We start from the raw sequence: 24,420 nt of genomic DNA, 5'->3' as shown, positions 1-24,420 counted from the left end.
AGGCGCCTTACAAGGGATAGCCGAAGCGGATTTGATGGGAATCTTTACTTCGACTTATTAATAGTTAATAATCTTCGTCAATGTCGTTGACTTTTTATTGAACAACTCATCATAAGCAGCTGGCGCATCCTGAAAATCAACTTCATCCGTTAAAAATGATTGGACATTAATCCGCTTGTCATTTACTAAACGTAAGTACTCTGCCACATTTCTTCCCTCTGTCCAGCGTACGTAACCGTATGGATAATCGATTGCCTGTTTCTCATAAACTTGGTCATATCGTCCTGGCCCACCAGCGCGTGAAATAAGTATTTGCGCTTCCTTCGCAAACAGTAAATTTCTAGGAAAGTCCGGTTCAATGTCACCGACAATTACGACTTTCCCTTGATGTCGAATCCACTCTAAACTTTGATTTGTCAGCGATGAACGTTTACCACCTGCACATAATAGAACCGCATCTGCCCCATATTTTTTCGTACATTTCTCGATTTCGCTTTCCATCTCTGGGATAGTAGAAAAAGAACGAATACTCGTTTCTTCATGAAGCATTGCGGCTCTTTCTGCTTGAATATCGAAAGCAATCACATTATATGCAGCAGCATTGGCTATTTTAGCGATCATTTGACCAAGTAATCCTAGGCCAATAATAATAATTGTTTCCCCGAATTCTAGTTTTGCAATCCTTAGTGCATGTATTGCAATCGCACCAATTCCTGCTAAAGCTGCTTCCTTTGCCTCCACGCCAGACGGAACCTTTGCACATAATGTCGTTGGAACTAATAGACAGTCAGAATGCCCTACATATGGAGCACCATAACAGGCAACAATATCCCCTTTTTGATAATCTTCCACACCTTCACCACACTCCATAACAACACCAACCGCACTATAGCCTAATGTGATATCTCTATCCTCACTAATTCCAATCAAGCTTAGTTCAGTCCCAGGTGAAATGACCGAGTGCAGTGTTTTAATTAATAGATAGGAAGGTTTAATCGCCGGTTTCATACACTTAACAATATGAACATTTTGATTTCTCGTGACAATTGATTTCATTTCATCCGCTCCTTACTCTTTAAACCATTTGTCTAAGTTTTCTTTCACAAAAGCATCATCATGTAAATGCGGATAATCGACATACACACGATCTATTTCCTCCGATTGATTTGGGCTTAATTTTTCTTTATCAAGTAAGCACCAACGACCTTTCAACAGCCCTTGTCTTGCCAACACTTCACTAATACCTGCAATGCTCCCTTTAAATTGATTATTCGGGTCAAAAAAAGCAGCGTTTGCATCGGTTATTTCTTGCCCTAAGGTTAATAATTCGCTTGGAATGTCCTCTTTAGATCGAATGTTTTTTATCTTATTAAACATATCTACTGTTGTTTTCGTCCAGACTGACCAATGCCCAAGTAGCCCCCCGACAATCTGTTTCTCTATCTTTTTACCGTCTACATCAATACGGTAGGTCGTTAACAAGTCATTAACGATATTGTCATCATTTCCAGTGTAAATAGCTATTTCTTCATTTCTTTTGGAATGGCAAACCGCTCGAATCACATCGTGAGATTGATATCGATTAAAAGGTGCGATCTTTATGCCATGAACATTCGGTATATCAGCAAGCTTCCTCCAAAAATCATAGGAAAGAATCCGTCCCCCTACCGCCGGCTGCAAGTAAAATCCAATAACCGGGATAATCTCAGCAATTTTTTCAGTCCGATCAAGTAGCTCTTCCTCAGAAGCGTTGTGTAAACCTCCCATACTTAACAATCCAAGGTCATAGCCAATCGCTTTTATAAATTCCGCCTCATTAATCGCCTGTTCTATGGGACCACTAATTCCGCCAATTTTTATGAATGAATCGGGAACTAGTGCCTTCCTCATCTCTTCAATCGCAAGGGTTAATACTTTTTCAAATAAACTAAACTGCGGATCACGAATTTCAAACTGAGTTGTATGGACACCAACTGCTACCCCACCCACACCTGCATCAATATAATAGCGAGTAAGTGCACGCTGACCGGCTTCATCTAGTTGCCGTTCTTCTGTTAGGGCTAATGGATGCGCCGGAATAACAGTTCCCTCAAGTAATTGTTTTTTCACAGCAGGATTCAACATTTAAAATGCTCCTTTTCGTTCTTGAAAATGGGTTGGTTTATTATATGTTTCTCCATTATTCACTAACCACTCTGCCGTCATATCAATCATTTGTTGAAGTGTTACTTTTGGATAGCCAAATAACCGATGCGCTTTGGAAGCATTATTTAACAATGCTGTCGGCTGTTCTTCATTGTCATATATAGGTTTCTTATCAAATCGCGTTCCAAATTCTTCAGCCAACCAACGGACTGAAATAGTCTCCGGTCCAGTCACATTCACTATTTTCGGTGGAGTATCACAATGTAGCAAGGACCGTACTGCGTATTCGTTTGCATCTCCTTGCCAAATTACGTTTACACTCCCCATTGTTAAATCAATAGTTTTACCTTCTAAAACTTGTTGAGCGATTTCTACTAACACTCCATATCTCATATCAATTGCATAATTTAGTCGAAATAGAAGCAGTGGCGTTTCATTTTTACGAGAAAAGTTTGTTAGGATACGCTCTCTCCCTAAACAAGATTGTGCATACTCACCAATCGGACTAACAGCTGTCTCTTCAGAACAATTACCACTCACCACACTCGTCAGTGGATAAATATTACCAGATGAAAATGCAACGATACGTGAATTTTTAAACTTATTTGCAATCCTACCCGGTAAATAAGCATTCATTGCCCATGTGAAATGTTCATTGCCAGCTGTTCCAAATTTATTCCCTGCCATTAAAATAATATTTTTTACATCCGGGAGTGATTGTAGTTGCTCATCATTTAGTAAATCAACAGCGATTGTTTCAATTCCAAAGTCCTCTAACTCTTCTTTTAAACTGCCATTTGAAAACCGAGAAACGCCAATCACCTTCTTATCCAAACCCGCTTCATCAATCGCCCGTTTCGTCATCTTCGCTAATGTTGGTCCCATTTTTCCACCAATACCTAAAATTAAGATATCACCATCTACTAATCTAAGATCATTGATTAGTTCTGTTGATGGTTTCGTCATAAGATCTTCAAGCTCTGCAATTGTCTTCATTTCAACACTCCCTATTTTCATTTAATAAAAACTAGTTATCTGATACTTCTAAATTGCTATTCAATAGTATTGTATGTAGACTTTCATTAAAAGACAAGTCTTATTTGAGTCCTTTTATGTCGAATTTCTTTTATCATGCATTAGCGCTGTTATTTCTCATTTTTGACAGAATTACTAGAAGAAAGTATTATAAACAAAACATTAAGTTAAGAGACACTATCCCGTTATTTCACTTTTCTACAACGATAAGGAGGGAACTATTTATGCATAGAAAGAATAATGTACAAGATAATTCAGATATTAATATCGGTATCATCGGGCCAAAAGCACTTGTCGATCAAACACGGGAAACACTGAAAACGTTTCCAAACTTTAAACCTGTTTTTCGAATCATCGAACCTACTAGTCTTATCACAGAAATAACTAGGGAATTAATGAACGATGTCGAAGTATTAATGTTTACTGAATATCACTCATATAACATCGTCAAACAAGTTGTCGATTTTATAATCCCTGTGCATCATATGCCCTTAATGGGCACTGGACTTTACAGGTCATTATTTATCATTAAAAGTAGGTACAGTTTAAAATGCCTGTCCATTGATACAGTTGAAGAAAAGTATGTTGAACAAATTTTATCAGAACTTGAAGAAGTTAATTATGAACTTCTTATCTATAAAAACCCTTTACAAAGTACAATCATTGAGGAAATAGTACAATTCCATATTGGCAATTATCAGGACTATAATGCAATTGCACTTACAGGGATTCAGGACGTAGCGATTCAATTATCTGCTCGCCATATTCCCCATGAATGGGTAACACCTACTCAACAGGACATGATCGTTTCTTTGGAACGAGCCCTCTTAGCAACGAATACACGCAGAAATAAAGAATCGCAAATTGTTTTCGGTTTAATTAATATAGATAATTTCAAAGGCGTAACGGAAAAGTATTCTTCTGAGCATGATGTTCAATTATTAAAATTAACTATCCAACAAATGCTACTTGATTATATTAAACTGCTTGATGGGCATCTAATCAATTTAGGTGGAGAAGAATATTCATTCATTACCACCCGTGGTATTTTCGAACGTGAAACAAGGGGCTATAAATTCATTCCCTTACTCCAAGATATTAAAAATGAACTTGGCATTACGATAAGTCTTGGTGTCGGCTTTGGCCGTACCGCTGCCGAAGCAGGCAATCACGCACGATTAGCGCTCCGTCAATCAAAAGATTTAGGTGGAAACGTTTGCTATATTGTTCGTGAAGATCGCAGTGTCTTGGGGCCTGTCGATATAACAAGCCATAAACAATATGAAAGATATAATTTAGCCATTACAGACCCACATTTGTTAGATAAAGCTGAAAAGGCCGGGATGTCAGCTTCCTATATGACAAAATTAATGGCACGCGTTTCTAGGCATAAAAAAATTGATTATACTGCCCAAGAATTAGCTTCGACATTAAATGTAACCATTAGGAGCGCCAACCGAATTCTATTAAAATGGATGGATGCTGAACTGGTTGATATTGTTGGCGAAGAAAAATTATCGCACAAAGGAAGGCCCCGTCGTATTTATCGACTAAGCTTTATTGAGGAAGAGCAAAGATAACAAACAACTTTATAAGTCGATGGGAAAATCACTGTATTTTTCATCGGCTTTCATTTGACTACTAAAACCTCAGCTCTGAAAGATATAGTATTTTCACTGTTTGTTAAATAATTATTGTTTTTCTATAATGACTACTTTCGTTAGCCGCCTCAACGAAACGGATAACCTCTTTTGTTTCACTTAAAGGAACCCTCGAAATTCCATAGTGAAAAAAATCCATAATTTGCTCCAATAAACTAGCGTAATAAGGTTTTTGGTATAAATTAATATCGACATATTCGGTACCATTCTCAAAGTGAATCAATGCGCCAAACTGAGCGTTTCCTTTTCGATTACCTCTAACCGTTCCTATACGCCCATCCTTCCAAATGCCTGTAATAACGTCATGTTCTTTGTCTGTTATGGTCGTTACCGACTTTGCGCCTTGACCTAGAATAGTAAACAGCATCTCTATCATATGAATCCCATACCAAAAGAAGCCTTGTTGTTTATCCAGTAGTTCCATTGGTCCAAAACAATCAGCACCTATAACTCTTCCTCTATCCGAATTTCTAAGAACGTTTATTAAATTTTCTGCATAACGTAGCGCAGATGTACTCATAATGGGTGTCTGATTGCCCTCAGCTAATTGAATCATGGCGATAGCAACTTTTGAACTTAGACTAAAAGGTTTATCGATAAAAATAGGTTTTTTAAACGCAACAAGCTTTTGTAATTGCTCATGATGCACTGCCCCATCGACTGATTCCAACAAAATCGCATCACTTTCATGCGCAACTTCCTCAATAGAATCCACGATTTCAACATCAAAGCTATCCCTGAGTTCTCTAGTAAAGCCGTCAATCCGGGACATGCTAAGCTCGAAATTAGGTGATCCTCCTGGAAAAGCAATCACTACTTTTCCACCTTGCACATGGTATCTTTCACTCGGATCATTTAATAACTTGGTAAATGCCAACACATGCGATGTATCTAGCCCAATAATGCCGATTTTCAAAGTACAAACGGTATCCTCCACTCCTTTCTAATCATTTTCACCTATATAAGTTGAACAAATGAATACCTTATATACACTGAGCGAAGACGCTTTACAAGAGGCAGCTAAATCTCTAAGACTAGCGGCGAAACTGCTTGGCTTATGACAGAAGGCATCCTCTAGAGCCGAAGCTTATTCAGTGGGACACTTTATTTCAATCCTGACATTTGAATTCCTTCCGTAAAGTAACGCTGGAAGAATAGGAATATGAGGAAAGTCGGTATAAAAGAAACTGTCGAACCAGCCATTTCAATACCAAAGTTCCCTTCTTTCCCAAGCATTGAAGCTAATCCAAGCGTCACTGGGAACATTTTCTCTTGTGTTAAGTAAATCAGTGGTTGGAATAAATCATTCCAGTTTGAAATAAATGAAAATGTTCCCACTGTAGCTACAACAGGTATCGAAAGTGGCAAAATGACTTTGAAAAATATTTGTATATCATTCGCCCCGTCAATATATGCAGCTTCTTCCAAATCATTCGGTATATTTTGTAGAAATTGTCTAACTAAAAATACACCCATAATTCCCCATAACTCTGGAACAATCAATGCCCAATAAGTATTTATCCAACCGAAATCAGAGAACATAATGAATTTAGGTATAATTAATAGTTGCTGCGGAATCATGATAACTGCCATGAAAACCCAAAATACGATTTCTCGTCCTGGGAATTTCTTCTTCGCAAAAATATAGCCTAAAACCGCACAAAATATCATTTGACTCGCTACTGGAATGACGGTAATAATAACAGAGTTGAAAATCCATCTGATAAATATTCCGTCTCTCATTATATATAAATAGTTTTTCATTGTAGGATGGTCCGGTATCCAGAATAATGGATCTAATTGTGCATATTGAACATCCTTAAAAGATCCTAAAATCATAATAAGAAACGGCAATAGAAAACAAAATCCCAAAACAATTAACGCTATATACGAGATCATTTTTTTAAGCATTTTTTCAATCTCCTTTCTGCGGTCATCTACACATTAGTAATTATTCGATTCTTGTCCTAGATATTTTCTCTGTATAAGCGAGATAACTAGGATAATAAAAAATAATACATAAGAAAGTACAGCTGCATAACTTAAGTTAAGACTTGTAAATCCTTGTTCATACAAATAATATACAATGGTTGTCGTAGCATAATTCGGACCTCCACCTGTTAATAAATAAGCTGAATCGAAAATTTGGAACGAACCGATTGTTGTTGTTATTGCGACAAAAAAGTGAATGGGCTTTAATAATGGAAATGTTATCGTCCAAAATATTTTAAATGATGATGCCCCATCAATTCGTGCCGCCTCATACAATTGTCGATCAATCGACTGAAGTCCAGCAAAGTAATAAATCATCGTACTTCCGGCAACTTTAAATATACTCAAACCCGCTAAAACTGCTAGGGCTTGGCTAGAATTAGATAAAAACAATTGTGGTTCGATACCAATAAAACTAAGCAAGTAGTTGATCATTCCCGCCTCTGTACCTCTAAATAACCAACCCCAGATCCCGGCAATAATTACGAATGAAGTGATCACTGGCAAGAAAAAGATTCCTTTAAAAAATCCTGCTGATTTAACACCCGAATTGATAATTAACGCTAAAATTAACCCTAAGCCCATCGTTGGCACAATATAATATGCTGAAAATTTCACTGTATTCCAAATAGCTTTCCACGCCAATGAATCGGTCAAGAAGTACTTCCAATGTTTAAGTCCTACAAATTCCGGGTCACCAATTACTTTCCAATCCATAAATGTTAAATAAAAGCTCAATGCAAAAGGATATATCTGAAAGATTATGAAATGGATTAAAACAGGGATGAGAAAGATATATACGATAGCATTACGGTTCCACTCACGCTTCACTCTTTCTCCCAGTGGCAATTTACTCTTTTTAGAAGCTACTGCATTACTCAGTGTAATCACCCTTTCATATGTAAGTTAGTAACAGAGAGCTTGATCGTTTATTGATCAAACTCTCTGCTTTACTAACATTTTATTTGCCGATCTTACCTTCAATCGCTTTTGCGGCGGCATCTGCTGCTTCTTTTGGTGTTTTCTTCCCTTCCATCATTGTTTGAAGTTCAGCTTGTATTAACGGCATGATTGTACGTCCTTCTGGATGGATAACTCCCGGTAATGCAAATTGTGTATAATCCGCTAGCTGTGCAAGATATTTTTGCTCTCCAAAGATATCTTTAGCTGATTCTCTAGTAGGGATATACTGTGTGACTGTGTTAAATTTCTTCTGATTATCCGAATCCGTCACGACTTTGATAAATTCTGCTGCAGCTGCTGGATTATCCGTATTAATTGGCGCTACAAACATCCCTGTTGTTCCATATGTTAATTGTTCCTTATTTTTCATTGGTGGAGCAATAACGAATTCAAAAAGGTTTTGACTTAACATACGACTTACTGAAATACCTGAACCTTGAACTGCTAACATTTTTCCGCCTTCCCATAGTGCATCATGTTCTAATGCAGTAATTGAATCTTTCGGAATCCAGCCCTCGTTATACATTTTATTGATGAACTCAAATGCTTCCACTCCTGCTTCATTGTTAATTAATACTTCATTATCTGCCGTAATAACATCTCCGCCAGCTTGCCATAGGAATGGATATAACGTTCCATTCATTGATCCTCCACCTTGAAAACTTGTTGCATAAAAGCCCTTGTCTTTTGCTTTTTCAGCCCACTTTTCAAAATCTTCCCAAGTTGCAGGTAAATTTGCAGGATCTTCACCAATCGCTTTGATTACATCGACATTATATAAATATGTGTAGGCTTCTTGTAAGATTGGCAGTCCATATAACTCATCTTTCCAAGTTGTAGAAACTAACGCTGTATCTACAAAATCATCAATATCAAAGCCTTCTAAATAGGGATCTAACGCTAGTAACATACCCGCATCAGCGTACTGTGGCATCTGATCAGGTATTACGTAAAACACATCAGGACCATTGTTTGCTGCTAAAGCTGTAAGTACTTTTTGATCACGATTGGCCCATGGTATCTGTTCAAAATTTACTTTCACACCTGTTTGCTCTTCATAAGAAGCGATGACTTCATCCCACATCGCGCCCTCAGTTTCTTGATCGCCGGTAAATGGATGTGCCCAAACTGTTATTTCACCAGAGAGCCCCGTTTCCTTTTCTGTTTCTTCTCCCACCACTTCTGGTTTTTCTTCACCAGTTTCTTCTTTTTCAGCGCCAGTGTCAGTATCAGTAGAACTACATCCTACAATTAAAGCTCCAAGTAATAGTAATAATAGAAAAAATCCAATTCTTCTCATCTAAATAACCCCTCTCAAATTATATTGATTTGATTTAGTTATAATTGGTCTATTAAACTACAATATGAATTACCCCCCCTTTGCAATTCGGTAGCGACTCTCACTGCACAATATACTTTTCTCGGCTCTAAACCGATTGGGTAAGAATCTTTTGAGTACTCCTTCAAACTTTCTCTACTACAGTTAACAAAAATACTTGTGATTACCTTTTCAAAACAATTAAATAGACTGAAGTAATTGAATTGCGCGTCCATTTTTATCAGATTACATTATTTCTCATCAAGAGACAAGTCTCTAAAGCGTCTTTAATTGGGGACATGCGATTATTAATTTTTTAAAATCCTTCCATATTTGTGCATATTAATGGTTGCTAATTTCAATGTTTTTAATATATAGTTAACTATTGAGAGGTGATAGACATGGTTGGTTGGGAAAAATTTAATAGAATTTCTTATAGAATGATCGAGTTAGCTTATATTAATTTGCTTTGGATCTTTTTTACATTAGTTGGCTTAATTGCTTTCGGTATCTTTCCAGCTACAGCTGCCATGTTTGCAGTTGTCCGTAAATTAATTCGAGGTGAAGAGAAATTCAAAATACTTCCTATGTTTTGGACTTTATTTCGGACTGACTTTTTAAAGACAAATGGTTTTGGACTTATTTTTCTAGTCATTAGCTACTGCTTTTATTTCAATTTTTATTTCTTACAGTTAAATAGTGGTGAATTACAGTTTTTATTCCCCGTACTAATTTTCATACTTATTTCAAGCATCATCACATTACTATTTTTCTTCCCAGTCTATGTACATTTCAACTTAAAGTTCTTTCAATACATCAAACAGTCTTTCTTAATCGCAATTACATCTCCGATTGAAGTCATCACTATTGGCGCTTTAGCTGGTGGTATCTACTTTGTCTCTACACTTTTCCCTGGGATTATCCCACTATTTACTGGTAGCGTATTTGCATATATAGCTACACTAATAAGTTTCAAATCATTTGCTCGAATAGAGAAGAAGATAGGAGCACTAACTTAACGCTTTTTCCACAGATTTTTACATTGGCCCCATAAATGGTGCTCCTCTTCCCAAAAAGTAAACGCAGATGGGACTTTTCAGTAGTACTTTGTGAACGAATTAATTATAAACAAGCCAGCGGTTCAGTCGGATTAATCGACTGAATCGCTGGCTTATTAATTACTATTTGTGTGAATTACTATCAAGAAAAAGTACCAGATATAGAAACAAATAAGATTTATTTCCTTACCCATAGTTGTGCTTCTCACCTACTAATTATTCACCCTTACTGCAATTCGGCATGCCAGGAACTTTCCCACTCGCTGGCGTCAGTCTTTTTTTTCTGCACTGCTCTTCAAGCACCTTTGTTAACACGCGTTGAATAATAGCCGATTCGATTGTTGCAAATGCTGGATCGGCAAGGTTTGTTTTTTCTAGTGGATCCTTAGTAAGATTGTAGAGCTCATATTGCTCCGGAACTGGTTCTGTTTTTGTTATCGGCTCATAACAACCATTTTGTTCAGTTATGACTTTATCACTAGATCCTGGATTCGTCCAAAATTTTGGGTTGTCAAAATATCGGGCGAATTTCCATATCTCATCGCTCTTATCTATTCCAGTTTCTAGCTTAGTAATCACCGCCTCGATGTCATTCGGTTCAACAACCGATTTATAGGGTTTGCCCGTGATTGCATTTGTTTGATGTAAACCTTTGAATACATCATCATCTGTCATGAAATAGAGTGGTTCATTTGCACCAAAAAACCTTTCATGCCCATAAAATAATGGAGTCAAATTTCTACCAACTAACGGAAGTGCTTCGGTGTGATCTTTTGAAAGATTTTCACGGATTAAGTCTACGTTTATTCCCGTTAGTCCCAGCAATGTTGGAAGTATGTCGACATGGCTTGTTAGCATATTTGTATATTTAGCTCCTCTGAATAGGGTTGGATTATGAATGATTAATGGGACATGAATCGATTCTTCATACATATTATACCACTTTTGATAGAGTCCGCCATGCGCTCCCAGTTGTTCTCCATGATCAGACGTGAATACAATAATTGTGTTGTCATAGAAACTTGAGTTTTGAAGTGCGGTTAGGACCTTAAGCATTTCATTGTCGGCCTTTTTTTGTAAGCTGTAATACAATTGACGATAAAAATTATTGTCAATTATCGGTTGCAATGCTTTTGGATACGTAACACGATAGCTTTCCTGAGCAGATGGTTTAGTAAACAATGATTCCCCTACTGTTGGTGCCGGTGGGATGTATGGGAGAGTTGGGTCGACTTCAAAATTGAAATTCGGGGAAACTGCGGATAGCACTCCATATAACGCAATATCATGAGGGTTTATGAAGGAGCACTTTATAAACCAAGGTGTCATGTTATTCGTACACTTTGAAATTTCATGTAGGGATTCGATAAGCTTTACTGTTTCAGCAGCGTACACTTCATCCCGCCCACTTGTGCCTATTCCCGCAGACGAACCGGAATTTCGAGGATCCGCGCCATGGGGTTCCGGTCCAATCCAATCGGAGTATCCAAAGTTTTCGAGTCGGTTCGCTTTTTCATATATTTTTTCTTGCTCTTTATTTGGAACGCCAGTTGCTGGATTATAGCTAGGTAATGCATTATTCGTGCCCGGGATTAAGATATCCTCGTCTGAAGCATGCCATTTCCCTTTCCAAAATGTATCATATCCTGCAGATCGAAAGTAATCCCCCATCGTTGGAACAGTGTTTGGATCAAGCCAAAATACATCTGGGTCAAATGATCCCTTAGCAGCACCTGGCGTTTGAGTAACGCCGTGAAGCGAAGGATATTGTCCAGTATATAATGTTGCCCGGCTTGGTGAGCAGGCTGTACTCCCAGCATAATGATTATAAAACTCCATACCATTCTTCCGTAGTAATTCTTGCGCAACTAAATTTTCTTTTCGCCATTCCTTCAATTCCTTTGTTTCATAAACCGATGGAAAGCGTTCCTGATCAACCATTAAGAACAGAATGTTGGGTTGTTTCTTCTTGTAGGGATATTTTCTTTTGTAGGAATCCATTGTTATTATCACCCTTTCTAAAATCATAAGTACTTATATACCATATGTAGAAAGGCGTCGTATTGTATCAGTGATTTGCATAAGTCTTCTTAAATCAAAAAACTGACGTACCCATTTATAGGTCGTCAGTTTTCACTTCCAAGACATTCTCCATATAATCTTTACCCCATTCATACATTGTTTCTAGAATTGGCATAAGACTTCTACCATGTTCAGTAAGTGAATACTCAACTTTTGGAGGAACAACAGCATATACTTCGCGATGGACAATCAAATGGTCTTCAAGTTCACGCAATTGATTTACAAGCATCCGTTGGGTGATACCAGGTATGAGGGTCTTTAATTCACCGAAGCGTTTAGTTCCTTCCTTGCCAAGATGCCATAACACAAGCATTTTCCACTTGCCGCCAATAATAGCAAGCGTCAATTCTTTTTCACAATTAAACGCTTTCTCCCCTAAGTTCGGCATTTACTCCACCTCCATTCTCTATCATAGTATACTTTTCACCACTATGTATGAAAAAAGTACGTACTTTGAATTCAATCATATACAGACTTTATTAAAAACTAAATCATTAACTATTTCCTATTCGATAATCAGCGCTCTCTTTTAATTCCTTTCCTGCTTTGCACATTGCAATACCTAACTATCCTCGCATGTTATTCAGTTAGCTGTCTAGTAAAGCAACTTTGGTTACAGGATAGATATACTAAAAAAGTACACCGATAGTATGAATGAACAAAAGAACTGATTTCCTTTTCGAAAAAGCGAAATCAGTTCTTTTGTTTATTCTTTTAACCATCGCAGATTTGGTTGTACGATTAGCTCACATAAAGTTTGCACACTTTGGACTAGAAACAAATAAGTACCTTTATAGTCCGAAAATATCCCCATACAGGCTCGGTACATAGGTAAGAGATATCATTCCAAATTAGCATGTCGTCCATACATCACTTCAGAATTCAATCCTTTTTTCTCCATAAATCTCAAAATAACTGCATCATAAAATAAGAGAAGCGATTGCTCGAACAGTGATCCCATCGGTTGGATTGACTTCCCACTATTGCCTTCCCCTTTTGCTTGGGCGGGTATTTCAATTTTAATATCTGCCAACTTCCCAATTGTAGAATCAGGATTAATGGTAACAGCTACCACTGTTGCACCAATGCTCTTCGCTTTTTTAGTCATTGCAGCCAAACTTTGGGTCTCACCGGATCCAGAACCGACAATGAAAATATCATCTGGTTCTAGATTCGGAGTTACCGTTTCGCCTACAATATACGAATCAAGACCTACGTGCATCATTCGCATTACGAATGCCTTAGCCATGAATCCAGATCGTCCCCCACCTGCAACAAATACCTTTTTCGCACATAAAATTCCTTCTACTAATTTTTCGGCTTCTTCACTATTAATTAGATTAATGGTTCGCTTTAGCTCAGCCAAAATTTCATCTGCGTAACTTGTGGTGTTCATGTTACACCATCACGCCTTCTTTAATTAGCTTTTGAATTTGTGCAGCTTCTGCTTTTTTGTCGTCTTTACTTGTGATTCCACCACCAACAATGATTAGATCTGGTTGTGCTTTAATCACTTCTGGTAATGTCTCAAGCTTAATACCACCAGCAATAGCAGTTTTAGCATTTTTTACAATGCTTTTAATTGTGCGTAGGTCTGCGAATGAATCTTTACCTTCTGCTTGCAAATCATAGCCTGTGTGTACACAGATATAATCTACGCCCATCAAATCAAGCTCTGCAGCACGTGTTTTAATGTCTTTTACTGCAATCATATCGACCAATATTTTTTTACCAAGTTTTTTTGCTGCTTCAACAGCACCTTTAATAGATGAATCTTCTGCTTGCGCAAGAATAGTAATAATGTCAGCGCCTGCATCAGAAGCATTACCTACTTCATAACCTGCAGCATCCATGATTTTAAGGTCTGCAAGAACTTCTAGGTTAGGATATGCAGCTTTTACTTCTGCAACTGCTTTTAGTCCTTCTTTGTTTATAACTGGCGTACCGATTTCAACGATATCGATATATTCCTCTACTTCTTTAATAAGTTCGATGGCCTCTGGGATGTTAACAAGATCTAATGCTAATTGTAATTTCATTTTTTCATTCTCCTTTTATTCGTTTTTCGGTGCAAACTTAGTGTATATCCTAAAGTCAAAATTGTGAAGTACGCACTTTTAAATCACATACAGACAAATAGTATACTGTGAAAATCCTTTTAAGTAATGGAGTTACAAGATAACAAATTGATTTCATCATTTCATTACTGCCTCTAAGTCAATATATTGATTATAAAAAAGTTAAGTTTTCTTGAAAAAAATGAGTTCAGTGTCTGTTGACATTACTATCCTCTATATATGTTGAACAAATGAATACGGCGTATGTGCTTTACAAGGACTTTTGGGAAGCAACTGAAAAAATCCCGATACTTAGCACTAATTACAATTCCTTCCAATACCGCTTCGACGCTTTGTGGATGCCTCCCGCGATAAGCCAGAAAGAAGATCACTTTCGGTCTTCTCGCTCCGGCTACCACGAAGTCGCGCCTTCGCTATATAGTCTCTATATAGGGAAGCTCATTTCATTATCGGAGATTAGTGCAGCATGTAGTGCGTCTTTCTTCAATGAAGTTAGTATCAAATAGTAATCACATTATATTTCAATCCATACATCTCTAAATCACAACTCCGTTAATAATGAATTCCCCAGCGCAGGCGCGGTAGAGGCATCCCCAAAGCGCCAAGCGTTCTACAATCCACACCCCGAATTACAACTCTCTCATTAATGAGCGCCACAGCAGATTCAGTGTGATTCTTTAATTCAACATATACATAAGCCAACTGTTTCATTTTCACACTCCTTATCATTTCTTTTATAATTACAAGCTACAGTATACTTTTAGTCACTATATGATGGTAAAGTGCGTACTTACATTAATTGATCGCAGTTAGTATAGTGAGAACTGTTGCGATTATCATTCAAAGCTTAAACGGAATATTAATTGTAAAAGTAGGGGGAATCGAATATGGATACCGAAAATCCCTCTGAAAGAATTGATGTTAAACATTGTTTAACGGAATCCCAAGAGGAATGGATCATGCAAGACATGACTTTTATTTTATTTGGAGCAACGGGAGATTTAGCTCAACGAAAGCTATTTCCTGCTTTATATAATTTATTTCTCGTTGGAAAAATGCCGGATTCTATCTCAATAGTCGGTTTAGGTAGATATTATTGTTCTAACGAATTTTTTCAATCTAAAGTGGAAAAAGCACTCCGGTTATATTCCAGAAGAGCTGTTCAAACTTCTGGTTTGCAAGATTTCCTAACTAAGTTTCGCTACTTTGCATTTGATGCAACAGACCGTGGATCCTATCTGAATTTGTTCGAACTCATCAAAAACAGAGAAAACGAGTTAGATATACCAGAAAACCGACTTTTCTATTTGTCTGTCGCACCGAAGTTGGTTGATTTTATTACGTCAAATCTTTACGCAAATGGTATAAGTCAAACTTTAGGCTGGAAGCGAATCATAGTTGAAAAACCGTTTGGAAGTGACCTGAAATCGGCACAGCAATTGAATGATACTTTGAGCAAAGCCTTCAGCGAAAAAGAAATCTATAGAATCGACCACTATCTTGGAAAACCAATGGTCCAAAGTTTTGAAACCTTAGTACTAGCCAACCCAGCATTAGAAGCTTTATTAGATCATAAACAAATTTCCAATGTTCAAATCACAGCAAGTGAAACGGTTGGGGTAGAAACACGAGCTGATTATTATGATCAGGCTGGAGCCTTACGTGATATGGTTCAGAACCACCTTTTTCAGTTAGTGATGATGACAGCACTGCACCTCCCCGGGGAAGTAACGACCAAAGAAAACGAAATCAAGAAAATGGAAATCATAGAATCTCTTCGACCAATTCTTAAAGATAAAGTTTACCTGGATGTTGTTCGTGGACAGTACGAATCTGGAGCGATTCTTGATACACCAGTTGCTGGCTATAAAGAGGAGCCCGGGGTGAATGACTCTTCAATGAATGATACTTATTTTGCAGCGCGTTTATATATTGATAATCCGTCTTGGAATGGAATCCCAATTTATATACGCACGGGGAAGCGGATGGATAAGAAGTCTACACGAATTGTCTTTGAGTTAAAGAATAAGGTAGAAGAATCAAATGTACTTCAAACTGAAGAGATAACTCCTAATTTATTAACATTCGAGATTAGTCCAAACGAAAGTATATCTTTAAGGGTGAATATGAAAAATCCTTCTAGTAACCGTTTTTATCCTGTTTATATGAACCACTCGACCAATTCTAAAGACCAACCAGAAGCATATGAACTACTTCTATTTGATGCAATGCTCGGTAATAAAACATTCTTTGCCCATTGGAAAGAAGTCGAATTATCATGGAAGTGGATCCAACCGATTTTGGAGGCATTTCAGGAGGATATGTTGCCTTTATATCCTTACCCTGCTGGCTCTACAGGTCCAGAAGCAGCCAATCAACTATTGCAATCCAATCAATTTAATTGGTGGTAAATAAAAGATAAAGTCCAAAGGAGATAAAAAAATGACAGTTTCATTTGATTACACCAATGTTTTATCGTTCATGAAAAATAGTGAACTTGAAAATCTAAGCGGATTTGTAAAACAAGCTCATAACCAAATCCATCAACAAACAGGACCAGGTTCTGATTTCTTAGGATGGGTTGACTGGCCAGTTACCTATGATACAGAGGAGTTTACCAGGGTGAAGATAGCTGCTAAACGAATTCAACAACAGTCAGACGTGCTAGTTGTTATTGGTATTGGAGGTTCTTATCTGGGGTCTAAAGCAGCAATTGAAGCATTATCACATACGTTTCATAACCAAATCAAAGGTAATACGGAAGTATACTTTGCTGGACAAAATATCAGTTCTACCTACATCGAACATTTACTACATGTGTTAGAAGGGAAAGACGTTTCTATAAATGTTATTTCCAAATCAGGTACAACAACAGAACCCGCTTTAGCATTCCGTATTCTCCGTGAATATATGGAACAAAAGTATGGAAAAGAAGAGGCAAGAAGTAGAATTTATGTAACTACTGATCAAAATGAAGGTGCACTTCGAAACCTTGCTTACGAAGAAGGTTATGAATCATTTGTTATTCCGGATAACATAGGTGGGCGGTACTCAGTTCTGACGCCTGTTCGCTTACTTCCAATCGCAGTAGCCGGTCTCGATATTGACAAAATGATGGCAGGAGCAAAAGCCGCCTATATCAAATACGATGATCCCGTTCTCGCAACGAATGAAAGTTACCAGTATGCAGCGGTAAGAAATATTTTCTATAATAAAGGGAAATCAATTGAATTACTTGTGAATTATGAACCTGGTCTACATTATGTAGCTGAATGGTGGAAGCAGCTCTTTGGAGAAAGTGAAAGTAAAGATGAAAAAGGACTCTTCCCTGCATCAGTTAATTTTACAACGGATTTACATTCGATGGGTCAGTATATACAAGAAGGGCGTCGTCTTTTCATTGAAACAGTCCTACAGATAAAAAAGCCCCAAATTGAACGAACGATTCAAGATGATATAGACAATATTGACGGTTTGAATTTCCTATCAGGAAAAACAGTGGATGAGGTAAATAAGAAAGCTGCACTGGGTACTGCCCTCGCTCACATTGATGGAGGTGTTCCAAACTTGCTTATTGAGTTGGATGAACTCAATGAATTTACCTTTGGGGAAATGATATATTTCTTCGAAAAGGCTTGTGCAATAAGTGGAACATTGCTCGGGGTAAATCCATTTGACCAACCAGGGGTAGAAGCTTATAAACAGAATATGTTTGCGCTACTTGGCAAGTCTGGTTTTGAAGTAGAAAAACAAAGTTTAGAAAGTCGCTTAGATAAAATCAAATAACGTATACAAAGGAATGAGAGTAAAATATGATCAAACAACAAATGGGCGTTATTGGTTTGGGCGTAATGGGGATGAACCTTGCGCTAAACATCGAAAGTAAAGGCTATTCGGTAGCCGTCTATGATTATTGGACAGATCGAACAGATGAATTTTCCAACAAAGAAGCGAAAGATAAAGCTATTCATGGGAGCTACAGCATTGAAGATCTAGTCGCTTCGCTAGAAGTCCCACGTAAGATCTTATTAATGGTTAAAGCCGGGGAAACGACAGATACAGTGATCCAGTCCCTTGTCCCTCATCTTCAACAAGGGGATATTCTTATCGATGGAGGAAATACATTCTTTAAAGATACGAATAGACGGACAGCAACCTTAAAAGAATCAGGCATACATTTCATTGGTGCAGGTGTTTCTGGTGGAGAAGAAGGAGCTCGTAACGGCCCATCGATTATGCCTGGAGGCTCAAAAGAAGCTTACGAACAAGTGAAGCCCATTCTTGATGCTATTTCGGCAAAAGTTGACGGCATTCCCTGCAGTGCATATATGGGTCTCGATGGAGCAGGACATTATGTGAAAATGGTTCATAATGGCATTGAATATGGCGATATGCAACTGATTTCCGAAGCCTATTTCATCATGAAACATGCACTTGGTCTTGAAGCGCAGGAGTTGCATGAAATATTTTCAGAATGGAACAAAGGAGAACTCGACAGCTATCTCATTGAAATCACAGCAGATATTTTCACAAAGATGGATGAAGATACTGGGAAACCGCTCATTGATCAAATTCTAGATGTAGCCGGACAAAAAGGCACAGGAAAATGGACTAGCCAAAATGCGTTAGACTTAGGCGTATCCCTTCCAATCGTCACAGAGTCCGTATTTGCACGATTTATTTCTTCTATTAAGGGAGAGCGCGTTGCAGCAAGTAAACTACTAAAAGGCCCTGAACTGAAAAAGTATGTAGGTGATCCAAAAGAGTTGATTGAAGCGATTCGTAAAGCTTTATATATGAGTAAAATTTGTTCATATGCCCAAGGTTTTGCGCAAATGCGTGCAGCATCTGAGGAGTATGATTGGAAAATCCCTTACGGAGAAGTAGCCATGATTTTCCGTGGAGGATGTATCATTCGTGCCCAGTTCTTACAGAATATCAAAGAGGCATTTGATACTAACAGTGACTTGCCAAACCTTTTAGTTGATCCCTATTTCCAAGAAATAGTAGGAGACTATCAGATTTCGCTTCGCGAAGTAGTAGCCGTAGCCACTCAACATGGGATTCCAATTCCTGCTCTCTCAAGTGCATTGGCTTACTATGATAGTTACCGTACGGAGACATTACCGGCCAATCTTATCCAAGCTCAACGCGATTATTTTGGCGCACATACCTATGAACGCCTGGATAAAGAAGGCCATTTCCATACTGAATGGGCAAAAAACTAATTTTAAAGTAAACAAAAGTGCAAGCCCCTAGGCGCTGGAGTCTAGACGTGAAATAGCCTATTTCGCAGGTTATCCATAGTACGAGATTTTATAGTTTCCTAAGCTCTAAAAAAAGTACCGGGTACCGAAACGACTCATAATCGTTTTGGTACCCGGTATTTTTCACCATGTTTTCAAAAATTGAATCGTGCTGTTGCGTCCCGCTTCTATAAGTCCCTCTTTTGTTTCTTGATCCATATCAAATTGGGTTGCACTATAATCATCAACTGGGATGAAAATGATATTTCTTTCATGCTTTCGCGAAATATACCTTTCATCATGCGAATTTTTCATCGTCGAAAAAAGGGCTTCAAATAAATCTAAGGCATTGTCAATTTTATGTCCCGGCATTTCTTCTTGGCTACGACTTAACTTCAAACCAAGGACTGGACGTTCTGTATTTCCACCTTCGTCGTTAAATATCCACATAGGGAAGTTGCTCAACACCCCCCCATCCACAACAATCGTCTCTCCTTTCCCTACTTTTAATCGTACCGGTTCGAAGAAAAATGGAATTCCGCAACTCATGCGTAATGCACGAGCAATTGGAAACGTTTCTGCTGATATTCCATAGCCCTCCAAATCGTCGGGAAGCACAATCATTTTTCCATTCGTTAAATCCGAAGCAACAAGCTTTAGTTTTCCCGGCGGTAAATCTGAAAATGTATAGACATCTTTTGCTGCTAATTTTTCTAAAAACCAATTCTCCAAAGCATTACCTTGGTATAAACCAAGTCGCCAATACAGTTGAAACCATTTCATTAACGGTAAAGGAATTATTGTTTTCCGTGGATCAAGAAGCACCTGAAAATCTTGTTCATCCAGCATCTTTTCAATTTCCTTAGCCGAATAACCAGCCGCAATGAAACTGGCAAGAATTGCGCCCGCACTCGTTCCAGCTACACGATGAAATCGATACCCCTTTTCTTCGAGGACTTGATAAGCCCCAACTAACGCGAATCCTTTTAATCCTCCTCCTGAAAAAACTCCATCTATTAACATAGATAATCTCCCCCATTTCTATGCCTTGTTACACTGTAGGAGGAACGGGAGGAAATTAGAACGAACTTGTGGATTCAAACGCTAGGGAATGGGATGATTTTTATAGATATGCTTGGTTGAGTCTGACTTATGATTGGTTAAGTAGTATATATGATTGGTCGGGGCTGACTTATGATTGGTTGAGCAGCATATTTGATCGGTCAGGGCTGACTTATGATTGGTTGAGTAGCATATATGATCGTTCGCCTTAAAGATATAGTCGGTTTAACCAATTATGATGAAAGCTCAACCAAACGGCTTTCTATCGTTTTCTACTGCATAAAAAAAGAAGAGGCAAATGCCTCTCCCGTTGATTACTTTTTTTAACACATTTATATTTCGACTACGTGCCTGCTAACAATCTGTTGTATTTCTGAGCCGTCCAGTGTTTCCTTTTGCATTAATAGATCCACCAACTGTTTGAATTCTGACGCGTGTTCTTGAATGAGGTTTTCTGTTTTGCGAAGTGCTTCATCAAAAAGAATTTGCATCTTCGCTTCTTTCTCGCTTTTATTGAAAGTTAACGTGAAGCCGTTTTGTAATAAACCTGTATCAACCATGCGCTCGATGATTTCTTTCGCTTGTTGAACATCGCCACTTACGCCAATACTGTGTTCGCCAAGATATATTCGTTCGGCAACGCCACCAGCAAGGATCATACTGACTTGGTCTAATAATTCACTATACGTAGACAAGTGAAGCTCTTTCTGAATCGGTGCTACATACCCAAGTGCTTGGCCGCGTGGAATAATTGTTGCTTTCCTTACTGAACCAGGCTTTGTTACTGCAGCTACTAGCGCGTGACCGGATTCATGAATGGCTACTCTTCTCTTCGTCTCCGGGTCATTCATCGAACGGGAGGCGCTTCCAAGAATGGTGCGGTCAATTGCAAAGTCAAGATCACTCTTAGCAATTTGTTCACGTCCATCTCGAATTGCTCTTCTGCTCGCTGTTTTAAAGAGAGAACTCAGTTCAGCTCCTGAAAATCCTGATGTACTTTCGGCAAGAGTATCTAATGCAGCAAAGACTTCATCAGCCAACAGCTTACCTCTCGTGTGAATATCAATAATTTCTCTTCTTCCAGTCGTATCAGGTAAGGGTACTTGGAATGAATAATCGATTCGACCTGGACGAAGAAAAGCTTCATCTAACATATCTTTTCGGTTCGTTGCTGCAATGAATAGCACACCGTCGTTATTATTGCCACCATCTAGCTGAACAAGAAGTTCCGTTAATGTTTTTTCCGCTTCTTCCCCACCATGTGTTTTCCGTTTACCTGCAAGTGCATCGACTTCATCAATAAATATGACTGCTGGTCGTTGCTTTCTTGCATTTTCAAACAGAGATCGTACACGGGAAGCACCTACACCAACAAATAGTTCTGTGAACGCTGACCCGCTGGACGAAAAAAAGGTTGCTCCTATTTCGCGTGCAATTGCTTGTGCAAGTAAAGTCTTCCCAGTACCCGGTGGACCATATAAAAGAATCCCGTTGGGTGGCTGAATACCTACTTGGGCCGACCGTTTCGGATCTTTCACAATAGATAACGTCTGTAAAATCTCTTCCTTCATTTCTTCAGGAAGCCCACCAATATCTTGTAATGTTATATCGGGTAAAGGCGTCGATTTAGATGCGCTATTTTTCATAGAAGAGGCACCTACGCCGATCTTTCCTTTTTTATGAAGCACAATTAATGTAATGAGCAGCGTAATGAACACTCCTCCGAACAATAAACTACTTAATTTGCTTTGATCGGAATAGTTATATGATATATTATATTTTTCGACTAATTGTTCGACTAACTGGCTTTCAGGACGAACTTGAGTTACGTATTGCTCATCTTTCGTCTGTAAGAATAATGTTCCGTTAGACGTTTCTTTAAGCGATACAACTTGATCGTTTTGAGCTTGAATTGTTTTTTCCAATTCGGAAAACGATACTGCGATTCCTTTATTTGCATCAAAGAAGTACCACCCCACACTTGCTACTGTTCCAGTGACTAAGAGGACGAGAACCATAATCTTTGTTGCAAACTTCGAAACATGCTTCAAGCCTACGACAACTCCTTTTAGAATATACTTCTATTATAAGGGCTGATGAGCTATTATAACAGGTGGAATTATTGGATATGCTTGTACAAAGTATGAACGCTTGGTCGTTGGTATTAAACCCCATTAATTTATCACATAATAACAATGTTATCCACAGCACCTATGTCTGCTACACTATACTAGTAAGAAAATACCCGAATGATAGAGGAGAAAAAATGATTAAGAATATATTTACCAGTCTTTATTTAATCGCGGGCCTACTTATTTTTGCAGGTTGCGGTCAAAGTACAACACAGTCACCTATACCTGATAATGTAAATGGGGATTCCGAATTAGTAGAAGAACAAGCAAACGAAGAACAGAACAAAGTTGTTAAAGTGGAAGATGCAGATTCCATTGAACAGCAAAATCTACCACTCTCGAGGATGAAAGTTCATTACATAGATGTCGGACAGGCAGACGCCACATTGATTGAATACAACCAGGGTGATGAAGCATTTGCAGTACTCATCGATACCGGAGATTGGAGCTCCACAGAAGTTGTGTCCTATCTTCAAGCCCACAACATAACAGACATCGATATTGTCGCGATTACGCATCCCCATGCAGATCACATTGGGCAACTGGATAAAATCATCCGTACATTTGATGTATCAGAAGTATGGATGAATGGTGAAACTACGAATTCGCAAATTTTCACGAGTGCACTTGCTGCAATTGAAGACAATAACGTAGATTACTATGAGCCGGAGGTTGGCGATGTATTCGACATTGGGCCGCTAGAGGTTGCAGTACTTCATCCGAAATCTCTGTCAGGCGATACAAATAACAATTCGATTGCGATTCGTTTACAATACGGAGAGATTTCCTTCCTCTTTACTGGTGACAGTGAAGAGGAAGCAGAAAGTGAAATGCTTAGTAGTGGTGCAAACCTAAAGGCAGATATTTTACAAGTTGGTCACCATGGCTCGAAAACATCAACAACCGATAGTTTTCTAAAGGCCGTTCAACCAGATATAGCGATTTATTCGGCAAGTGTTGACAATCAATACGGACATCCGCATATCGAAACGATTAATCGGCTTGAAAAAAGCGGTGTTCTTGTTTATGGAACGGATATTCATGGAACAGTTATTGTCGAAACAGATGGCAAGACTTTTAGCGTCCATACAAATAACCAAGGGACTATAAAGCACACACCACCTGAAGTAGAAACTGAAGTTGTACCTACACCTGAACCAAAAAATGAGACACAGCCAGTTTCAAGTGCCTCATGTGTTAATATCAACTCAGCAAGTGAAGTGGAGGTACAGCGCATTATCCACATCGGTCCCGCCCGTTCACAAGATTTGATCCAACTCCGCCCTTACCAATCAGTTGACGATCTTAGTAAAATAAAAGGCATCGGACCTGCCCGGATTACCGACATTCTCACGCAAGGCATTGCGTGCATAGGAGGATAATTATGTATTTAGCATATCTCGATCGGTTCACAGACGACGATAAAGCACTTCTTTTAGTTGAAAAATTGCAGAAAGAATTCCATGTCGACATAAACACGCTCCCAATTGACAGCAAGGCTGGCACATGGTTTTCAGTTGAAATCCAAGGTGATGAAATCATTTCATTCCAAGTAGATGAAGGAAAAACAGCTGAAATGGAACAAGAAGTAGACGACAGAATACAACGGTTAAAATCCAAGAAAACCAGTCGCTTCAAACGAAACTAG

At 38.4% G+C, this 24,420-nt stretch carries 21 protein-coding genes; 7 read left to right on the top strand and 14 right to left on the bottom strand.

The features are described 5' to 3' along the window. Positions 1 to 57: 57 nt before the first annotated feature. From ACGLYD_RS06470 to ACGLYD_RS06460, 3 genes are read right to left on the bottom strand one after another with little or no spacing between them, the layout of a single operon-like run. Positions 58 to 1,056 carry a zinc-binding dehydrogenase gene (locus tag ACGLYD_RS06470; protein WP_354312854.1) on the bottom strand — a complete coding sequence of 333 codons (999 nt, stop codon included), beginning with the start codon at positions 1,054 to 1,056 and terminating at the stop codon, positions 58 to 60. Between the two features lie 12 nt (positions 1,057 to 1,068). Then, complete coding sequence (locus ACGLYD_RS06465; RefSeq protein ID WP_399632003.1) at positions 1,069 to 2,124, bottom strand: dihydrodipicolinate synthase family protein; 1,056 nt, start codon at positions 2,122 to 2,124, stop codon at positions 1,069 to 1,071. Then, a complete protein-coding gene (locus ACGLYD_RS06460; protein WP_187047535.1) occupies positions 2,125 to 3,141 on the bottom strand; it encodes an NAD(P)-dependent oxidoreductase in 1,017 nt (338 codons plus the stop codon). It lies immediately after the preceding gene. A gap of 263 nt (positions 3,142 to 3,404) precedes the next feature. On the opposite strand from ACGLYD_RS06460, the gene ACGLYD_RS06455 reads away from it, so the two are divergent. Then, a complete protein-coding gene (locus tag ACGLYD_RS06455; protein WP_187047534.1) occupies positions 3,405 to 4,760 on the top strand; it encodes a hypothetical protein in 1,356 nt (451 codons plus the stop codon). 103 nt (positions 4,761 to 4,863) lie between these two features. Here the strand turns inward: ACGLYD_RS06455 and ACGLYD_RS06450 are convergent, their stop codons facing one another. From ACGLYD_RS06450 to ACGLYD_RS06435, 4 genes are all read right to left on the bottom strand, one after another. After that, complete coding sequence (locus ACGLYD_RS06450; RefSeq protein ID WP_399631999.1) at positions 4,864 to 5,757, bottom strand: Gfo/Idh/MocA family oxidoreductase; 894 nt, start codon at positions 5,755 to 5,757, stop codon at positions 4,864 to 4,866. A gap of 188 nt (positions 5,758 to 5,945) precedes the next feature. Then, positions 5,946 to 6,752: a carbohydrate ABC transporter permease gene (locus ACGLYD_RS06445; protein WP_067208479.1), complete on the bottom strand. Its 807-nt coding sequence runs from the start codon at positions 6,750 to 6,752 to the stop codon at positions 5,946 to 5,948. Between the two features lie 33 nt (positions 6,753 to 6,785). Then, positions 6,786 to 7,664 (bottom strand): carbohydrate ABC transporter permease, encoded by an 879-nt coding sequence (locus ACGLYD_RS06440; protein WP_399631997.1) that lies wholly within the window; start codon positions 7,662 to 7,664, stop codon positions 6,786 to 6,788. Between the two features lie 130 nt (positions 7,665 to 7,794). Continuing rightward, a complete protein-coding gene (locus ACGLYD_RS06435) occupies positions 7,795 to 9,096 on the bottom strand; it encodes a sugar ABC transporter substrate-binding protein (protein ID WP_067208477.1) in 1,302 nt (433 codons plus the stop codon). Positions 9,097 to 9,515: 419 nt separating this feature from the next. Between ACGLYD_RS06435 and ACGLYD_RS06430 the strand changes: the two genes are divergently transcribed. Beyond that, complete coding sequence (locus ACGLYD_RS06430) at positions 9,516 to 10,133, top strand: YesL family protein (RefSeq protein WP_067208475.1); 618 nt, start codon at positions 9,516 to 9,518, stop codon at positions 10,131 to 10,133. Positions 10,134 to 10,388: 255 nt separating this feature from the next. Here ACGLYD_RS06430 and ACGLYD_RS06425 read toward each other — a convergent pair whose 3' ends face one another. The 5 genes from ACGLYD_RS06425 to ACGLYD_RS06405 all read right to left on the bottom strand — a co-directional run bounded on the left by ACGLYD_RS06425 (position 10,389) and on the right by ACGLYD_RS06405 (position 15,043). Then, positions 10,389 to 12,173: a sulfatase-like hydrolase/transferase gene (locus ACGLYD_RS06425; RefSeq protein ID WP_399631994.1), complete on the bottom strand. Its 1,785-nt coding sequence runs from the start codon at positions 12,171 to 12,173 to the stop codon at positions 10,389 to 10,391. 115 nt (positions 12,174 to 12,288) lie between these two features. Next, the gene (locus ACGLYD_RS06420) at positions 12,289 to 12,642 is read right to left on the bottom strand and encodes a helix-turn-helix domain-containing protein (protein WP_067208470.1); all 354 of its coding nucleotides are present in this window, start codon (positions 12,640 to 12,642) and stop codon (positions 12,289 to 12,291) included. A 453-nt stretch (positions 12,643 to 13,095) separates the two neighbouring features. Continuing rightward, positions 13,096 to 13,650 (bottom strand): 6-phospho-3-hexuloisomerase, encoded by a 555-nt coding sequence (gene hxlB, locus ACGLYD_RS06415; RefSeq protein ID WP_399631991.1) that lies wholly within the window; start codon positions 13,648 to 13,650, stop codon positions 13,096 to 13,098. A gap of 1 nt (position 13,651) precedes the next feature. Beyond that, entirely contained in the window at positions 13,652 to 14,293 is a 642-nt protein-coding gene (gene hxlA, locus ACGLYD_RS06410) for a 3-hexulose-6-phosphate synthase (RefSeq protein ID WP_187047530.1), read from the bottom strand. A 591-nt stretch (positions 14,294 to 14,884) separates the two neighbouring features. Then, the gene (locus ACGLYD_RS06405) at positions 14,885 to 15,043 is read right to left on the bottom strand and encodes a hypothetical protein (RefSeq protein WP_338652620.1); all 159 of its coding nucleotides are present in this window, start codon (positions 15,041 to 15,043) and stop codon (positions 14,885 to 14,887) included. Between the two features lie 248 nt (positions 15,044 to 15,291). Between ACGLYD_RS06405 and zwf the strand changes: the two genes are divergently transcribed. From zwf to gndA, 3 genes are read left to right on the top strand one after another with little or no spacing between them, the layout of a single operon-like run. After that, positions 15,292 to 16,743: a glucose-6-phosphate dehydrogenase gene (gene zwf / locus ACGLYD_RS06400; RefSeq protein ID WP_399633130.1), complete on the top strand. Its 1,452-nt coding sequence runs from the start codon at positions 15,292 to 15,294 to the stop codon at positions 16,741 to 16,743. Between the two features lie 31 nt (positions 16,744 to 16,774). After that, on the top strand, positions 16,775 to 18,118 hold the full coding sequence (locus ACGLYD_RS06395; protein WP_399631988.1) for a glucose-6-phosphate isomerase: 1,344 nt from the start codon (positions 16,775 to 16,777) through the stop codon (positions 18,116 to 18,118). Between the two features lie 26 nt (positions 18,119 to 18,144). Further along, the gene (gene gndA / locus ACGLYD_RS06390; RefSeq protein WP_399631986.1) at positions 18,145 to 19,560 is read left to right on the top strand and encodes an NADP-dependent phosphogluconate dehydrogenase; all 1,416 of its coding nucleotides are present in this window, start codon (positions 18,145 to 18,147) and stop codon (positions 19,558 to 19,560) included. A 162-nt stretch (positions 19,561 to 19,722) separates the two neighbouring features. On the opposite strand, the gene ACGLYD_RS06385 is transcribed toward gndA, so the two are convergent. Together ACGLYD_RS06385 and ACGLYD_RS06380 are read right to left on the bottom strand one after the other, a co-directional pair. Further along, positions 19,723 to 20,601 carry a patatin-like phospholipase family protein gene (locus ACGLYD_RS06385; protein ID WP_342538075.1) on the bottom strand — a complete coding sequence of 293 codons (879 nt, stop codon included), beginning with the start codon at positions 20,599 to 20,601 and terminating at the stop codon, positions 19,723 to 19,725. Positions 20,602 to 20,972: 371 nt separating this feature from the next. After that, the gene (locus ACGLYD_RS06380; protein ID WP_399631982.1) at positions 20,973 to 22,691 is read right to left on the bottom strand and encodes an AAA family ATPase; all 1,719 of its coding nucleotides are present in this window, start codon (positions 22,689 to 22,691) and stop codon (positions 20,973 to 20,975) included. 215 nt (positions 22,692 to 22,906) lie between these two features. Here ACGLYD_RS06380 and ACGLYD_RS06375 point away from each other — a divergent pair, with 215 nt between their 5' ends. Together ACGLYD_RS06375 and ACGLYD_RS06370 are read left to right on the top strand one after the other, a co-directional pair. Next, the gene (locus ACGLYD_RS06375) at positions 22,907 to 24,154 is read left to right on the top strand and encodes an MBL fold metallo-hydrolase (protein ID WP_399631979.1); all 1,248 of its coding nucleotides are present in this window, start codon (positions 22,907 to 22,909) and stop codon (positions 24,152 to 24,154) included. 2 nt (positions 24,155 to 24,156) lie between these two features. Beyond that, entirely contained in the window at positions 24,157 to 24,420 is a 264-nt protein-coding gene (locus tag ACGLYD_RS06370; RefSeq protein WP_067208454.1) for a DUF3006 family protein, read from the top strand.

The organism is Sporosarcina sp. SG10008, from assembly GCF_044569405.1.
Classification (GTDB): domain Bacteria; phylum Bacillota; class Bacilli; order Bacillales_A; family Planococcaceae; genus Sporosarcina; species Sporosarcina psychrophila.
The sequence above is the reverse complement of the archived record's forward strand: the minus strand, read 5'-3'. Positions and strand labels throughout refer to the sequence as shown.

Excerpts from the sequence above, each read along its gene's own strand:
- ACGLYD_RS06470 (WP_354312854.1), bottom strand. The coding sequence starts at position 1,056 with ATGAAATCAATTGTCACGAGAAATCAAAATGTTCATATTGTTAAGTGT.
- ACGLYD_RS06465 (WP_399632003.1), bottom strand. The coding sequence starts at position 2,124 with ATGTTGAATCCTGCTGTGAAAAAACAATTACTTGAGGGAACTGTTATT.
- ACGLYD_RS06460 (WP_187047535.1), bottom strand. The coding sequence starts at position 3,141 with ATGAAGACAATTGCAGAGCTTGAAGATCTTATGACGAAACCATCAACA.
- ACGLYD_RS06455 (WP_187047534.1), top strand. The coding sequence starts at position 3,405 with ATGCATAGAAAGAATAATGTACAAGATAATTCAGATATTAATATCGGT.
- ACGLYD_RS06445 (WP_067208479.1), bottom strand. The coding sequence starts at position 6,752 with ATGCTTAAAAAAATGATCTCGTATATAGCGTTAATTGTTTTGGGATTT.
- ACGLYD_RS06435 (WP_067208477.1), bottom strand. The coding sequence starts at position 9,096 with ATGAGAAGAATTGGATTTTTTCTATTATTACTATTACTTGGAGCTTTA.
- ACGLYD_RS06430 (WP_067208475.1), top strand. The coding sequence starts at position 9,516 with ATGGTTGGTTGGGAAAAATTTAATAGAATTTCTTATAGAATGATCGAG.
- ACGLYD_RS06425 (WP_399631994.1), bottom strand. The coding sequence starts at position 12,173 with ATGGATTCCTACAAAAGAAAATATCCCTACAAGAAGAAACAACCCAAC.
- ACGLYD_RS06420 (WP_067208470.1), bottom strand. The coding sequence starts at position 12,642 with ATGCCGAACTTAGGGGAGAAAGCGTTTAATTGTGAAAAAGAATTGACG.
- hxlB (WP_399631991.1), bottom strand. The coding sequence starts at position 13,650 with ATGAACACCACAAGTTACGCAGATGAAATTTTGGCTGAGCTAAAGCGA.
- hxlA (WP_187047530.1), bottom strand. The coding sequence starts at position 14,293 with ATGAAATTACAATTAGCATTAGATCTTGTTAACATCCCAGAGGCCATC.
- ACGLYD_RS06405 (WP_338652620.1), bottom strand. The coding sequence starts at position 15,043 with ATGAAACAGTTGGCTTATGTATATGTTGAATTAAAGAATCACACTGAA.
- zwf (WP_399633130.1), top strand. The coding sequence starts at position 15,292 with ATGCAAGACATGACTTTTATTTTATTTGGAGCAACGGGAGATTTAGCT.
- ACGLYD_RS06395 (WP_399631988.1), top strand. The coding sequence starts at position 16,775 with ATGACAGTTTCATTTGATTACACCAATGTTTTATCGTTCATGAAAAAT.
- gndA (WP_399631986.1), top strand. The coding sequence starts at position 18,145 with ATGATCAAACAACAAATGGGCGTTATTGGTTTGGGCGTAATGGGGATG.
- ACGLYD_RS06385 (WP_342538075.1), bottom strand. The coding sequence starts at position 20,601 with ATGTTAATAGATGGAGTTTTTTCAGGAGGAGGATTAAAAGGATTCGCG.
- ACGLYD_RS06375 (WP_399631979.1), top strand. The coding sequence starts at position 22,907 with ATGATTAAGAATATATTTACCAGTCTTTATTTAATCGCGGGCCTACTT.
- ACGLYD_RS06370 (WP_067208454.1), top strand. The coding sequence starts at position 24,157 with ATGTATTTAGCATATCTCGATCGGTTCACAGACGACGATAAAGCACTT.